This is a genomic window from Microbacterium sp. NPDC089321, from assembly GCF_040684935.1.
GTDB lineage: Bacteria > Actinomycetota > Actinomycetes > Actinomycetales > Microbacteriaceae > Microbacterium.
The window spans coordinates 1,130,441-1,145,121 of sequence record NZ_JBFBGX010000001.1 but is presented as its reverse complement, the minus strand read 5'-3'; the positions used below and the strand labels follow the sequence as shown (position 1 = coordinate 1,145,121).

General features: G+C 69.4%; 11 protein-coding genes. 5 read left to right on the top strand and 6 right to left on the bottom strand.

The window, feature by feature from the left end:
• Positions 1-43 precede the first annotated feature (43 nt).
• Complete coding sequence (locus AB0N59_RS05365; RefSeq protein WP_363479799.1) at positions 44-3,019, top strand: glycoside hydrolase family 38 C-terminal domain-containing protein; 2,976 nt, start codon at positions 44-46, stop codon at positions 3,017-3,019.
• A gap of 715 nt (positions 3,020-3,734) precedes the next feature.
• On the opposite strand, the gene AB0N59_RS05360 is transcribed toward AB0N59_RS05365, so the two are convergent.
• A complete protein-coding gene (locus tag AB0N59_RS05360) occupies positions 3,735-4,169 on the bottom strand; it encodes a hypothetical protein (RefSeq protein WP_363479796.1) in 435 nt (144 codons plus the stop codon).
• Positions 4,170-4,524: 355 nt separating this feature from the next.
• Positions 4,525-5,910, bottom strand: a complete 1,386-nt coding sequence (locus tag AB0N59_RS05355; protein WP_363479793.1) for a glycine--tRNA ligase — start codon at positions 5,908-5,910, stop codon at positions 4,525-4,527.
• A gap of 110 nt (positions 5,911-6,020) precedes the next feature.
• Here AB0N59_RS05355 and AB0N59_RS05350 point away from each other — a divergent pair, with 110 nt between their 5' ends.
• Positions 6,021-6,434, top strand: a complete 414-nt coding sequence (locus AB0N59_RS05350) for a VOC family protein (RefSeq protein WP_363479790.1) — start codon at positions 6,021-6,023, stop codon at positions 6,432-6,434.
• A 1-nt stretch (position 6,435) separates the two neighbouring features.
• On the opposite strand, the gene AB0N59_RS05345 is transcribed toward AB0N59_RS05350, so the two are convergent.
• A complete protein-coding gene (locus AB0N59_RS05345; RefSeq protein WP_363479787.1) occupies positions 6,436-7,125 on the bottom strand; it encodes a GNAT family N-acetyltransferase in 690 nt (229 codons plus the stop codon).
• A 57-nt stretch (positions 7,126-7,182) separates the two neighbouring features.
• Entirely contained in the window at positions 7,183-7,560 is a 378-nt protein-coding gene (locus AB0N59_RS05340) for a DUF4870 domain-containing protein (protein ID WP_363479785.1), read from the bottom strand.
• Between the two features lie 147 nt (positions 7,561-7,707).
• Here AB0N59_RS05340 and AB0N59_RS05335 point away from each other — a divergent pair, with 147 nt between their 5' ends.
• The 3 genes from AB0N59_RS05335 to AB0N59_RS05325 all read left to right on the top strand — a co-directional run bounded on the left by AB0N59_RS05335 (position 7,708) and on the right by AB0N59_RS05325 (position 11,594).
• Positions 7,708-8,496 (top strand): TspO/MBR family protein, encoded by a 789-nt coding sequence (locus AB0N59_RS05335; RefSeq protein ID WP_363479783.1) that lies wholly within the window; start codon positions 7,708-7,710, stop codon positions 8,494-8,496.
• Positions 8,497-8,547: 51 nt separating this feature from the next.
• Positions 8,548-10,017, top strand: a complete 1,470-nt coding sequence (locus tag AB0N59_RS05330) for a peptide MFS transporter (RefSeq protein ID WP_363479780.1) — start codon at positions 8,548-8,550, stop codon at positions 10,015-10,017.
• A 134-nt stretch (positions 10,018-10,151) separates the two neighbouring features.
• Positions 10,152-11,594, top strand: coding sequence for an MFS transporter (locus AB0N59_RS05325; RefSeq protein ID WP_363479777.1), 1,443 nt, complete (start codon positions 10,152-10,154; stop codon positions 11,592-11,594).
• 32 nt (positions 11,595-11,626) lie between these two features.
• On the opposite strand, the gene AB0N59_RS05320 is transcribed toward AB0N59_RS05325, so the two are convergent.
• Together AB0N59_RS05320 and AB0N59_RS05315 are read right to left on the bottom strand one after the other, a co-directional pair.
• The gene (locus AB0N59_RS05320; protein ID WP_363479774.1) at positions 11,627-12,562 is read right to left on the bottom strand and encodes a serine hydrolase; all 936 of its coding nucleotides are present in this window, start codon (positions 12,560-12,562) and stop codon (positions 11,627-11,629) included.
• A 117-nt stretch (positions 12,563-12,679) separates the two neighbouring features.
• On the bottom strand, positions 12,680-14,644 hold the full coding sequence (locus AB0N59_RS05315; RefSeq protein ID WP_363479771.1) for a M13-type metalloendopeptidase: 1,965 nt from the start codon (positions 14,642-14,644) through the stop codon (positions 12,680-12,682).
• Between the last annotated feature and the right edge of the window lie 37 nt (positions 14,645-14,681).

Here is a 14,681-nt window from a genome sequence, read left to right as displayed (position 1 = left end):
ACGGCCGATCGCCCTCATTCTCCCACCGCGAAGGAGCGCCCCCGTGCACGAAGAGACCTCGCTCACCGTCGGACGCGTGAACCGCGTGCTGCTCGAACGAGTCCGCCCGGCGGTGCACTCCGCCCGGGTGCCGCTCGAGATCACCGCGCATCAGCTGCCGGGTGAGCCGATCAGCCCGGCCGAGGGCCTCGCCCTCGACTTCCAGCCCTTCGAAGCCGGCACCATGTGGGGCCCGGCCTGGGGCACCACCTGGTTCCGCCTGCGCGGACAGGTGCCCGCCGAATGGGCCGGCCGCAAGGTCGAGGCGCTGATCGACCTCGGCTTCGACATCAACATGACCGGCTTCCAGTGCGAGGCGCTCGCGTACCGCCCCGACGGCACGCCGATCAAGAGCATCAACCCGCGCAATCAGTGGCTTCCGGTCGACGTCGCTTGCGGCGGAGCCGTCGAGTTCTACCTCGAGGGCGCCTCGAACCCCGTGCTGCTCGACTACCACCCCTTCCTCCCCACGCAGGAGGGCGACATCCGCACCTCGTCCCCCGAGCCGCTGTACCGCGTGCGCCATATGGATCTCGCGGTCTTCGAGCCCGAGGTGTTCGACCTCTCCCTCGACCTCGAGGTGCTCATCGAGCTGCAGGCCGAGCTGCCCGAGACCAGCCCGCGCCGCATGCGCATCCTGCAGGCGCTCGACAACGCTCTCGACGCCCTCGACCTGCAGCGCATCGTCGAGACCGCACCCGACGCCCGCGCCCAGCTGGTCGACGTGCTCGCCTCCCCCGCCGACGCCAGCGCGCACCGCATCGCAGCCGTCGGCCACGCGCACATCGACTCGGCCTGGCTGTGGCCGGTGCGCGAGACGATCCGCAAGGTCGCCCGCACCACCTCGTCGATGACCACCCTGATCGACGAGCAGCCCGACTTCCTCTACGGCATGTCGAGCGCGCAGCAGTACGCCTGGATCAAGGAGCACCGCCCCGAGGTCTTCGAACGCGTGCGCGATGCGGTCAAGGCCGGCCGCTTCCTGCCGCTCGGCGGCATGTGGGTCGAGTCCGACACGGTCATGCCCACCGGCGAGTCGCTCGTGCGCCAGTTCTCGCACGGTCAGCGCTTCTTCGAGCGGGAGTTCGGCATCCGGTCGAAGGGCGTGTGGCTGCCCGACAGCTTCGGCTACTCCCCCGCGCTGCCGCAGCTGATGCGCCGAGCCGGATTCGAGTGGTTCTTCACGCAGAAGATCTCGTGGAACCAGCGCAACGTCTTCCCTCACCACAGCTTCCTGTGGGAGGGCATCGACGGCTCGCGCATGTTCACGCACTTCCCGCCGATGGACACCTACAACTCGCAGCTGAGCGGCATGGAGGTCGCGAAGGCCTCCCGCCAGTTCAAGGAGAACCGCGTCGCGACCATGTCGATCGCGCCCGTCGGCTGGGGCGACGGCGGTGGCGGCACCACCCGCGAGATGACCGGCAAGGCCCAGCGCATGGCGTCGCTCGAGGGTGCCGCGCAGGTCGAGTGGAAGCATCCGGATGCCTTCTTCGACGACGCCAAGGCCGAGCTGACCGACCCGGCCGTCTGGGTCGGCGAGCTGTACCTCGAGCTGCACCGCGGCACGCTCACCAGCCAGCACGCCACCAAGGCGCTGCACCGCTGGGCGGAGCAGGCGCTGATCGAGGCCGAGCTGTGGGCGGCGACCGCCGCCGTGCAGCTCGGCGCCGAGTACCCGCACGACGAGCTCGACCGGCTCTGGCAGCTCGTGCTGCTGCACGAGTTCCACGACATCCTGCCCGGCACGTCGATCGCCTGGGTGCATCGCGAGGCCGTCGAGGTGCTGTCGGGTGTGCTGACGGATGCCCGTGACCTGGCGTCGACGGCACGTGCGGCGCTCGCGGGCGAGGGCGAGCGGGAGCTCGTGTTCGACCGGATGACCGCGGGCGCATCGGCCGCTGTCGCGACGGGCGCATCGGTGACCCTCTCCGACGGCGAGAACGGCGCATTCGTGCTGTCGAACGACCTCGTCACCGTGACCGTGTCGGGCGAAGGCCTGATCACCTCGGCGATCGACAGGGCCACCGGCCGCGAGACGATCCCGGCGGGCAAGCCCGCGAACCTGTTCCAGCTGCACCAGGACTTCCCGAACATGTGGGATGCATGGGACATCGACCGGTACTACAAGAACCGCGTCGACGACCTCACGGCGGTCTCGTCGATCGAGGCGTCGATGGTCGACGGCGCAGCCGTCGTGGTCGTGAAGCGCCAGTTCTCGGCATCCGCCCTCACCCAGACGATCAGCCTGCGCCCCGGCTCCCGCACGGTCTCGCTGCGCAACGACATCGACTGGCACGAGACCGAGAAGCTGCTCAAGCTCGCCTTCCCGCTCGACATCTTCGCCCGCGAGACGCTGGCCGAGACGCAGTTCGGCTTCCAGCGTCGCGTCACGCACGTGAACACGAGCTGGGAGGCGGCGAAGTTCGAGACCTCGATGCACCGCTTCGTGCTCGCGCAGGAAGACGACGGCTTCGGCGCCGCACTGATCAACGACTCGATCTACGGCTACGACACCTCGCGTGACGTCGACGGCGACGACGTCACGACGACCGTGCGCCTGTCGCTGCTGCGCGCTCCGCGGTTCCCCGATCCCGACACCGACCACGGCCGTCACCGGATCGAGGTCGGGCTCGTGATCGGTGCGGATGCCGAGATCGCGACGGCGGAGGGCATCCGCCTCAACGCTCCGGCGACCGTCGTGCGCGGCGGTCAGGACGTGCGGCCGCTCGTGTCGGTGAGCGGCAAGGGCGTCGTGCTGTCGTCGGTGAAGCTGGCCGACGACCGTTCGGGCGACGTGATCGTGCGCGTCTACGAGGCACTGGGCCGTCGCACGACCGGGTCGCTGACCGTCGGGTTCACGCACTCCGGGATCCGCGAGGTCTCGCTGATCGAAGACGAGCTCGACGACGCCCGCACGGGTGGCGAGCTCGTGCTCAAGCCATTCGAGGTGCGCACGCTGCGCATCGCGCGCGCCTGACGCGCAGCGGACGCGCGGTTCGTCGCCGCCCCCGTTGAATCGCGTGATTCGGCGGGGGCGGCGGCGTTGAGAGGGGGCGAGGTCAGGGATTAACGTTCCGCAAAGATTCGATGTTCTTTCGGTCGAATTGGCCCGCAAGAGTGAGGATCGATGCCGGATGCTGGATTCAACCCCCAGACATCCGCGCGAAGGAGCCGCACATGGACCGCGAGAACGACCTCATCGACACCGACGCCCTGCTGCACATCGGCCGCCCGTACTGGTTCGACCGTCACCCGTCGCAGGCCGAAGGCGAAGACTTCTGATCACCCACTGATCTGACGAACGGGCCCCTCAGGATCACCGCGATCCGGAGGGGCCCGTTCGTGCGTCCGGTCGGAGCTCTCGGACCATTCGGTGCATGCACGGCGCGCCGGATGCTGACACGCCGCGCCACGAGCATCCGGTCCGTCAGTTCCGACCGGCGCCCCCGCGGGTGGGAAGTCTCGGACCGTTCAGTCCCCAGTCGGCGCGCCGGATACCGACACGCCGCGCCACGAGCATCCGGTCCGTCAGTTCCGACCGGTGCCCCCGCGGGTGGGAAGTCTCGGACCATTGAGTCCGCAGACGGCGCGCCGGATGCCCACACGCCGCAGCCCGGGCATCCGGTCCGTCAGTTCCGACCAGCCCCGCGTGCAGGCATCCGGCACGGCGGTCCCGACCGAAGGTCAGGCTCTCACCGCATCGCCGCGTGCAGCCAGATGACGAGCCAGCCCAGCACGAGAAAGAGCAATGCCACGCCAGGGAGCAGACGCTGCATCGGAGTGGACCGCCGCCAACGGGACCAGGCGATGACGACGGCGATGAGGCACACCACCGTGCCGGCCACGGCGACGAGTGAGATGGCCTGGCCCGTCTGCACGGTGATCGTGCCGCCTGTTGTGGCGTCGAAAACGCACGCACGGCCGACCGGGAGGAACGTGATGTCGGCTGCGAACCGGGGCATCTCGCCGGTCATGACTGCGGTCTCGGGCACGCTGCCGAGGCACGCACCGTCGATCTCACGAGAGTCCCCATACTGAGAGAGGACCGCGACCCAGACAGCCACCTGTCCGATGAAGCCCAGAATGATCAGCCAGGCCGTGTGCACCGCCTGTGTCGCCCGCGTCATCCGGCCAGTGTTCCAGCGCCTCGCTGAGAGGTCACCGCATCGCCCATGCCGCTCGCGATATGACGTCGGAAGTCTCGGACCATTCGGTCCCCAGACGGCGCGCCGGATGCTGACACGCCGCGCCACGAGCATCCGGTCCGTCAGTTCCGAGCGGCGCCCAGCGCCCAGCGGAGTCAGCGAACGGCCGGCAGTCGGAAGTCTCAGACCATTCCGCCCCCAGACGGCGCGCCGGATGCTGACACGCCACGGCACGGGCATCCGGTCCGTCAGTTCCGACCGGCAGACCATCCCCCCCACCCCCACACACGACGAAGCCCCGACCCCCAGGAGGGAATCGGGGCTCCGTCGAACCGGGTCAGGCGCCGCGCAGGCGCTCAGCCAGGTAGGCCTCGAGGTTGCCGAGCGGCACGCGCTCCTGGCCCATGGTGTCGCGGTCGCGCACGGTGACGGCGCGGTCGTCGAGCGAGTCGAAGTCGACCGTCACGCAGAACGGGGTGCCGACCTCGTCCTGGCGGCGGTAGCGGCGGCCGATGGCGCCGGCGTCGTCGAAGTCGATGGTCCAGTTGCCGCGCAGCGTGTCGGCCACCTCGCGGGCGAGCGGCGAGAGGCGCTCGTTGCGCGACAGCGGCAGCACGGCCACCTTGATGGGCGCGAGGCGCGGGTCGAGCTTGAGCACGGTGCGGGTGTCGGTGCCGCCCTTGGCGTTGGGCACCTCTTCCTCTTCGTACGCGTCGACGAGGAAGGCCATCATGGCGCGGGTGAGTCCGAACGACGGCTCGATCACGTAGGGCGTGTAGCGCTCTCCGGATGCCTGGTCGAAGTACGTCAGCGACTGGCCGGAGGCCTCGCTGTGCGACGACAGGTCGTAGTCGGTGCGGTTGGCGACACCCATCAGCTCGCCCCACTCAGAGCCCTGGAAGCCGAAGCGGTACTCGACGTCGATGGTGCCGGCCGAGTAGTGCGCGCGGTCGTCTTCGGGAACGTCGTACTGACGGATGTTCTCGGGGTCGATGCCGAGGTCGATGAACCAGTTCCAGCACGCCTCGACCCAGTGGTCGAACCACTCCTTGGCCTCGGCCGGCGGCACGAAGTACTCGATCTCCATCTGCTCGAACTCGCGGGTGCGGAAGATGAAGTTTCCGGGGGTGATCTCGTTGCGGAACGCCTTGCCGACCTGGCCGATGCCGAACGGCGGCTTCTTGCGCGAGGCGGTGAGCACGTTCGAGAAGTTCACGAAGATGCCCTGTGCGGTCTCGGGGCGCATGTAGTGCAGGCCCGACTCGTCGTCGACGACGCCGAGGTAGGTCTTCACGAGACCCGAGAACGACTTCGGCTCGGTCCACTTGCCGCGGGTGCCGCAGTCGGGGCAGACGATGTCGGCCAGACCGTTCTCGGGCTGGCGGCCCTTCTTGGCGACGAACGCCTCGACGAGGTGGTCTTCACGGTGGCGCTTGTGGCACTGCAGGCACTCGACGAGCGGGTCGCTGAAGGTCGCGACGTGGCCCGACGCCTCCCACACGCGCTTGGGCAGGATGATCGACGAGTCGAGGCCGACCATGTCGCCGCGTCCGCGCACGAACGTCTGCCACCACTGGCGACGGATGTTCTCTTTCAGCTCGGTGCCGAGGGGGCCGTAGTCCCATGCAGAACGCGAACCGCCGTAGATCTCACCCGCTTGGAACACGAACCCGCGGTGGCGGGCGAGGGCGATGACCTTGTCAAGACGGGACTGTTCGGCCACGGTGGCTCCAATGGTCGGATGCTGCGGGTGAGAAGCCCGTGAACACGGGCATCCCAATCCTACCCGCGACGCCCTTCCGGCATGTCGGATGCCGGTGGGATGCTGGGGCCATGGAACAGCGCGTGAGCTTCATCACCCTCGCCGTGGCCGACGTCGCCCGCACCCGGGCGTTCTACGTCGACGGACTCGGCTGGAAGCCGATCTTCGAGTCCGACGACGTGATCATGCTCCCGGTCGCCGAGCGCCTGATCCTGTCGCTGTGGGGCGTCGACGGCTTCACCGCCGAGATCGGCGCGGCACCCGCATCCGGGATCGCACCGATCACCCTCGCGCACAACCTCGCGACCGAAGCCGAGGTCGACGCGGTGCTCGCCGAGGCGGCGGCGCTGGGCGCGACCGTCTCACCCGCGACGACGCGCGAATGGGGCGGGTACTCGGGGTACTTCGCCGACCCTGACGGCTTCCGGTGGGAGATCGCGGTCAACCCCGGCGACACCGGGGCGTTCGTGCTGCCGCCCGCGTGAGCTACTCGGTGAAGAGGTAGCCGCGCGCGTTGTCGAAGCCGGCGATCTTCAGGCCGCGACCGAGCAGCTCCTCCATCTCGCCGCGCAGGCGCAGACGCCACTCGTGCGCGGCGTCGGGGTCGCTGACGCGCATCGCCTCGATGTCGTCGGGGATCTCGAGGGTCGCGACGACGGATTCGGATGCCGGAGGCTTGGCGATGTCGGCCAGCGCCCACTGCACGTCGAGGCGGTCGCTCTCGTCTCCCGCGTCGCCGCCGCCGAAGATGCCGTAGCGGTTGACCGAGTAGCCGCTCACCCGTGCGCCGAGCACCGTGAGGAAGAAGTGCGCGTTGCGGGCGACCAGCGGGTCGTACGTCCACGTGATGCTGCCGACCTCGCGCGAGAAGGCCCACTGACGCTGGTGCTCTTTGAGCTCGCGACCCCAGCCGCGGCCGCGGTACTCGGGCAGCAGGGCGGTGATGTGCGAGTGCATCGTGCGCTTGCCGGGCTCGCCGAAGAAGGCGATCGAGGCGCCGACCATGCGCTCCTGGCCGTCGCTGTCGTCGAACAGTCCGACGACGTAGTTGCCCGAGTGCTGCAGGGCACGCAGCGTGCCGGCGTCGATGACGCGGTTCTCGCCGCGGATCGAGTCCAGCAGCTCCTGGGCGTCGATGATCAGTTCAACGGTGTCGAGATCTCGGATCGTGCGCACGATGTCAGTCTTTCCTTCTCGGAGCGATTGCGAAAACGCCGGATGCCCTGGGGCGCGTCAGCGGACGAAGCGGATGCTCATCGGGTACTCGTACGGCCAGCCGCCGTTCGACTTCACGGCCGCCATGATGCTGAAGACGATGTTGAGCACCCATGCGGCGAGCATGATGAGCAGGCCGATGCCGATGATCGACAGCAGGCTGCCGACGAAGTAGGCGATCAGCAGAGTCAGCTGGAAGTTCAGGGCGGTTGCGGTGTGCGCCCGCACGAACGGTCCGCGCTCCTTCAGCACGAGGTAGCCGATCAGCGCCGGCAGGAACTGGAACAGGATGCCCCCGACGTGCACCAGTGTCGACCACATCTTCTCGTCGGACGGGCTCATCGGCTGCGGTGCTGCCGCGTAGGGCCCGGGCTGCGGCGGGGGAATGTTGCTCATGCGGCCAGCGTACCGGGGCTGTCAGCGAGCCGGAAAGATCAGCGGGCAGGGAAGACTCCGCCTGCGGCGAGCGCGTGCTCTGTCGGGTGGCGTCGCCCCTGTCAACCCACCGCCACCCGGCCACCCCGCGCCGGTAGGGTCGGCGGCATGCAGAGCACCGGACGCGACATCGCGAGGCAGTCGACCATCATCGCCGCGGCGGTGTTCATGATCATCGGGGCGGCCGTCGGCGGCGGCGCGTTCGGCGGCGAGTCCGTCGCCGAGCTGCAGAACGGCGCGCTGTCGGCAGAGGGCTCGTACCTGGCTCCGGCGGGTCCCGCGTTCGCGATCTGGTCTGTCATCTATCTCGGGCTCGCGGCGTACACGGTCTGGCAGGCGCTGCCCGCGCAGCGAGACAGCACCCGTCAGCGGGCGATCGGGTGGTGGGTCGCGGCGTCGATGGTGCTCAACGGCCTGTGGCTGGTCACAGCCCGCTACCTGAACCTCGTCGCGACCGTGATCGTGATCGCCGCTCTTCTCGCCGTGCTGGCCCGCATCATCGTCACGCTCGGGCGCGATCGGGCATCCGGCGTTCTGGATCTCACTCTCTTCGAGGGCACCATGGGTCTGCACTTCGGCTGGGTGACGATCGCGACGGTCGCGAACACCGCCGCCTGGCTGACGCAGACGCTGCCGGCCGAGCTCGGCGAGCAGGCGGATGCCTGGGGCATCGGCGTTCTCGTCGTGGTCGCCGTCATCGCCGTGGCGAGCGCTCTCGTCACCCGCCGGCTCGCGCCGGCGCTCGCCACGTCATGGGGGCTCGTCTGGCTGGCGGTCGGCCGGCTCGGGGGCGAGCCGCAGAGCACGCCGATCGGCGTGACGGCGCTGGTCGTCGCCGCGGTGATCGTCGTGGCGGGAGTGATCGGGATGCTGCGAGCCCGGCGCGCCGTGCGCTGACAGGCATCCGGGGGCCGGGGACCGCAGAGAGGCGAAGCGTAGGCTGGAACGATGCCTTCCCCAGAGACCCCCTCCCCCACGACCCCGGCGGAGAAGCACTTCCTCGGTCAGCCACGCGCACTGGCCCACCTCTTCGGCGTCGAGATGTGGGAGCGCTTCAGCTTCTACGGCATGCAGGGCATCCTGCTGATCTACCTGTACTTCAGCGTCACCAAGGGCGGACTGGGGCTCGACGAGGCGGTCGCGGGCGGCATCGTCGGCGCCTACGGCGGATCGGTCTACCTCTCGACGATCCTCGGCGCGTGGCTCGCCGACCGCCTGTTCGGCTCGGAGCGGGTGCTGTTCGGCAGCGCGATCGTGATCGTCGCGGGTCACCTGGCGCTCGCCCTCATCCCGGGCATCGCCGGTGTGGCCGTGGGCCTGGTTCTCGTCGCGCTCGGATCGGGCGGGCTGAAGGCCAACGCGACGGCCGTCGTCGGCACGCTGTACGCAGAAGACGACACCCGCCGCGACGCCGGTTTCTCGCTGTTCTACCTGGGCATCAACCTGGGCTCGTTCTTCGGTCCGCTGCTCACCGGCCTGCTGCAGAAGTCGGTCGGCTTCCATTGGGGCTTCGGCCTCGCCGCGGTCGGCATGACCGCCGGCCTGATCCAGTACAGCTTCGGTCGCAAGGAGCTGCCGGCGGCGGCCCGCGAGGTTCCCAACCCGCTGCCGCGCGGCCGCTACCCGCTGTTCGCCGGCATCGCCGTCGGCGCGATCGCCGTGATCGCCGTGCTCGTGCTGGTGGGCGTGATCCGCGCCGACAACCTCGCGAGCATCGTGATCTTCTGCGCCCTCGGTGCGACGATCGCGTACTTCGCCGTCATCCTGTCGAGCCGCCACATCGACTCGACCGAGCGCTCGCGGGTGTGGGCGTTCGTGCCGCTGTTCATCACCAGCGTCGCGTTCTGGTCGCTGTACCAGCAGCAGTTCACGGTGCTGACGGTCTACAGCGACAAGCGACTCGACCGCTCGCTGTTCGGCATGGAGCTGCCCGTGTCGGCCGTGCAGTCGATCAACCCGGTGTTCATCATCGTCTTCTCGGGCATCTTCGCGGCCCTGTGGACGCGCCTCGGCTCCCGCCAGCCGTCGACCCCGGTCAAGTTCGCCCTCGGCACCGCACTCATGGGCGGGGCGTTCCTGCTGTTCCTGCCGTTCGCGAACGGCGGCGAGGGCTCGACCCCGCTGCTCGCGATCGCCGGCATCCTGTTCGTGTTCACGGTCGCCGAGCTGCTGCTGTCGCCCATCGGCCTGTCGGCGGCGACCAAGCTCGCGCCTGCCCGCTTCAAGACGCAGATGGTGGCGCTGTTCTTCCTGTCGATCTCGCTCGGCACCGCGATCTCGGGCTGGCTCGTGCAGTTCTACGACCCGACGAACGAGGTGCCGTACTTCACGGTGCTCGGCCTGATCGCGATCGCGGTCGGCGTCGGCCTGTTCGCGTCGGTGAAGCCCGTCCTGAAGCTGATGAAGGGCGTCAGCTGACGAGTCCGGCTTCGGCGACGCGGCGGTCGCCCCGAGATCCGGATGCCCGGCACCCGGGCATCCGGATCATGGCCGCGCTGCTGGATCTCGGGCGATCGCGCCGGTGCCCCTCGGGGCACCGGTAGCCTCGTTCGGTGGGCAATGCGGATGACAGAGCGAGGAAGCGGCTCTCCCGCACCCCCTCCCGTGCAGCGATCATCGCGGTGCTGGCGTTCGTCGGGCTCTGCTCGGCGTTCATGTTCACGCTGGTCGTGCCGCTGCAGGCCGAGCTTCCGCGGCTGCTGAACGCCTCGCGCGAAGACACCAGCTGGGTCGTGACGATCACGCTGCTCGTGGCCGCCGTGGCGACTCCGATCTCGGGGCGCCTCGGCGACATGTACGGCAAGCGCCGCGTCGTGATCGCCCTGCTCGCCCTGCTCGCGGTCGGCTCGATTGTCGCGGCGCTGTCGTCGTCGATCATCGGCGTGATCATCGGTCGTGCCCTGCAGGGCGCGACGACCGGCGTCGTTCCGCTGGGCATCGCGATCATGCGCGACGTGCTGCCGCCCGAGCGCCTCGGCACGGCGGTCGCGCTGATGAGCGCGACGATGGGCGTCGGCGGAGCGGTCGGCATGCCCGTCGCCGCGTTCGTCGCCGAGAACGCCGACTGGCACGGGCTGTTCTGGCTCGCCGCCGGTCTGGGCGTGATCGGCCTCGTGCTGGTTCTGCTGGTGGTTCCGGATGACGTGCTGCTCGCTCCCGGGCGGCTCGACGTCGTCGGCGCGCTCGGCCTCGCCGCGGGACTCACCGGACTGCTGCTGTACGTGTCGCGGGGGGCCGAATGGGGCTGGACCTCGCCCTTCGGCCTGACGTGCCTGATCGGCGGGCTCGCCGTGCTGGGCGTCTGGGGCTGGTACCAGCTCAGGGCGAAGGAGCCGCTGCTCGACCTGCGCGTCGCCGCGCGCCCGGCCGTGCTCTTCACGAACATCGCCGCAATCGGCATGGGCTTCGCCCTGTTCTCGTCGAACGTGACCTTTCCGCAGATGCTCGAACTGCCCCGCGAGACGGGTTCGGGGCTCGGCCTCGACATGTTCGCCGCGGCCATGATCGTCGCCATCTCGGGCGTCATGATGATGATCATCTCGCCGCTGTCTGGTTGGCTCGAGCGCACTGTGGGCCCGCGCCCGCTGTTCACGGTCGGCACGGCGGCGATCGTGCTCGCGTATGCGTTCGTGCTGATCTGGTCGACCGAGGTGTGGCACTTCGTCGTCACCAGCGTGCTGATCGGAATCGGCATCGGGTTCGCGTTCGCCGCCATGCCGATGATCATCATGCGGGCCGTGCCCGCGCACGAGACGGGAGCCTCGAACGGCCTGAACGCGCTGTTCCGCTCGGTCGGCACCTCGACCGCATCAGCGGTCATGGGCGGTGTGCTGGCCGCGATGAGCATCGAGGTCGGCGGGCGCGCGATCCCGACGCGCGATGCGTTCGAGGTGTGCTTCTGGCTGTCGATCGTCGCTGGGGTCGTCGGCTTCGCGCTGACGTTCCTGATCCCCCGGCATCCGGCCGCCGAGGCGCATCCGGCACTCCCCGGCTGACCGCGCGTCGCCGGCCCCCGCGCCGTCGCGCTCTAGTGCGTGTACTCCATGAGGTCGGTGCCGAGCACGCGGAAGGCGTCGTGGGCGCGCAGACGGTGGCTGATCGACAGGTCGTCGAAGCACACGGTCAGGGCGTAGGCGACGCCGGCGCGGGGACCGACGAGCACTCCCGCCTCAGCACGCACGCCGCGGTCGCGTCCGGTCTTGTTGACGAACAGCAGCCGGTGCGCGTCGTTGTCGTGCTCGAACGGGTCGAGCCCCGTGGCCGACGCGACGAGGCTGAGGTCGTGGTTGAGGCTGAGCCACTCGGCGACCTGCGCGCTGACGGCCGCATCGACGGCCTTCGAGTCGACGAGGGCGGCGAACAGCCTCGCGAACTCGCGGGTCGTGCCGACCGCGACGTGCGGAGCGTCGTCGGGGCCGCGCCTGTCACGGAATCGGTCGAGCACCGCGCTGCGCGGCATCCCCAGAGACACCATGCGCGCACGCACCTGATCGTGACCCACGGCGTCGAGAAGCACGTTCGCGGCGTTCGGGTCGCCCGCAGCGGCGGCGAGCACGGCGAGGTCGATGAGCGGCAGCGCCGGCGCGCGCAGGTGACGCCACAGGCCGGCGCGAGTGACCAGCGAGTCGTCGGGACGGTCGACGATGCGCAGCGGGTCGAGCGTGCGCGATTCGAAGCCAGCCGCCGCCTCGACCAGCACGGGAACGACCCCGAGACCGGCGATCGGCAGGGGAACGTGATCGTCTCCCGAGAGCACGACGCACCCCGAGTCGAGCTCGGCGACGTGCACCGAGACCTGCGCACCGCTCTGCGCCAGCTCTTCGAGCCGGTGCAGACTGGGGGCGAACGACCGGCGGTCGACCGCCGCCCGGCGCGGAACGCGGCGCCCGCCGCGGGGCGCACGGCGACGGATCGCGGGCGCGCCCGATGCGGGCTCGGAGCCGGGAGCGGAGGACGGAACCACGCGCAGAGTCCTAACAGGAGTGGTGGAAGCAGCGCCCGTGAAGATCAGACCCCTCCAGCCGATCCCCCGTACGCGTAGGTCAGCATAGTCGCGCCACCTGCGCCCGGTAACCCGGCCTCACCAGATCGTGACCCGCTGCTCCTTCGGCAGGTGCAGTCGGTCGCCCTCGTTCACGTCGAACGCCTCGTAGAAGGCGTCGATGTTGCTGAGGATCTGGTTGCAGCGGAACTCGTTGGGCGAGTGCGGGTCGATCGTGAGCAGGCGGATCGTCTCGGCGTCGCGGCTCTTCTGCTGCCACACCTGGGCCCACGACAGCAGCAGGCGCTGCACGCCCGTGTAGCCGTCGATCACCGGCGCCTCGGCGCCGTCGAGCGACAGCTCGTACGCCTTCAGGGCGATGCCGAGTCCGCCGAGGTCGCCGATGTTCTCGCCGATCGTCAGCGCGCCGTTCACGGTGTTCTCGTCGCCGAGGCCGAGCGGCACGAGCACGTCGTACTGCTCGATGAGCGCCTTGGTGCGCTCGTCGAACGCCGCGCGATCAGCATCCGTCCACCAGTCCTGCAGGCGGCCGTCGCCGTCGTACCGGCTGCCCTGGTCGTCGAAGCCGTGACCGATCTCGTGGCCGATCACCGCGCCGATGCCGCCGTAGTTGGCTGCCGCGTCGCGGCCGGCGTCGAAGAACGGGTACTGCAGGATCGCCGCGGGGAAGACGATCTCATTCATCAGCGGGTTGTAGTACGCGTTGACCATCTGCGGCGGCATGTGCCATTCGTCGCGGTCGATGGGTCCGCCGACCTTCTTGACCTGACGGTCGTGCTCGAACACCGTCGCGCGCCGGGCGTTGCCGACGAGGTCGGCCGGGTCGATCTCGACGCCGTCGTAGTCGCGCCACACGTCGGGGTGGCCGATCTTCGGACGGAAGGTGTCGAGCTTGGCGAGCGCCTTCTCTCGCGTCTCGGGGCTCATCCAGTCGAGCTTCCGGATGCTCTGGCGGTACGCCTCGATGAGGTTCGCGACGAGCTCGTCCATGGCGGCCTTCGACTCCGCCGGGAAGTGGCGCTCGACGTAGATCCTGCCGACGGCGTCGCCGAGCGAGCCCTCGACGAGCGAGACGCCGCGCTTCCAGCGCTCGCGGATCGACGGGGTGCCGGTGAGCTCGGTGCCGTAGAACGAGAAGTTCTCGTCGATGAAGTCGTCGGTGAGGTAGGCGGCCATGCCGTGCACGACCTTGGCGCGCAGCCACGCCTTCCAGTCGTCGAGGCGCTCGTCGATCAGCAGGGCGCCGAGCCCCTCGAAGAAGCTGGGCTGGTAGACGACGAGCTCGTCGAAAGCGCTCGGGTTGGCGACGGCCACAGCATCGCGCCACGGCGCGAGGTCGACGCCGACGAGCGCCTGGAACTCATCCCACGACTGCAGGTTGTAGGTCTTGACGGCGTCGCGCGAGGCGACGTTGTCCCAGTGGTGGCCGGCGATGTCGTGCTCGAGGCCGAAGGCGCGGTCGGCCTGACCCGCCGGGTCGTCGATCGCGGCGAGGGCGAGGATGCGCTCGAGGTGCGCACGGTACGCGGCGCGGGTGCCCTCGAAGCTCTCGAGACGGTAGTAGCTCTCGTCGGGCAGCGAGAGACCGGCCTGCACGGCGAACGGCACGTAGCGCTCGGGGTTGCCGGGGTCGGGCTCGATGAAGACGCCGATCAGCGCGGCGATGCCGTCGCGGTCGAGCGTGCCGACGGTCTGCAGGAACGACGGGATGCTGTCGATCGCGTCGACCTTGGCGAGCTCGGCCTTCAGCGGCGCGAGGCCGATCTCGGCGATGCGCTCGGTGTCCATGAAGCTGCGGAACAGGTCGCCGACCTTGCGCTCGAGGGTGCCTGCTGCCGCGTCCTGCGACTCGACGATGATCTCGCGGACGTCTTTCTCGGCCTGCTCGGCGAGCATGTGGAATGAGCCCCAGCGCGCCTTGTCTGCGGGGATCTCGGCGGCCTCGAGCCACGCGCCGTTGACGTGGCGGTAGAGGTCGTCCTGCGGACGGATGTCGGAGCTGAACTCGCTGATGGCAAGGCCGGAGGGCAGAACGTCAGTCATGCCCTCAGCCTATGCGGCGCCGACGACGTCGCGCTCG

Excerpts from the sequence above, each read along its gene's own strand:
- AB0N59_RS05315 (WP_363479771.1), bottom strand. The coding sequence starts at position 14,644 with ATGACTGACGTTCTGCCCTCCGGCCTTGCCATCAGCGAGTTCAGCTCC.
- AB0N59_RS05330 (WP_363479780.1), top strand. The coding sequence starts at position 8,548 with ATGCCTTCCCCAGAGACCCCCTCCCCCACGACCCCGGCGGAGAAGCAC.
- AB0N59_RS05335 (WP_363479783.1), top strand. The coding sequence starts at position 7,708 with ATGCAGAGCACCGGACGCGACATCGCGAGGCAGTCGACCATCATCGCC.
- AB0N59_RS05340 (WP_363479785.1), bottom strand. The coding sequence starts at position 7,560 with ATGAGCAACATTCCCCCGCCGCAGCCCGGGCCCTACGCGGCAGCACCG.
- AB0N59_RS05360 (WP_363479796.1), bottom strand. The coding sequence starts at position 4,169 with ATGACGCGGGCGACACAGGCGGTGCACACGGCCTGGCTGATCATTCTG.
- AB0N59_RS05350 (WP_363479790.1), top strand. The coding sequence starts at position 6,021 with ATGGAACAGCGCGTGAGCTTCATCACCCTCGCCGTGGCCGACGTCGCC.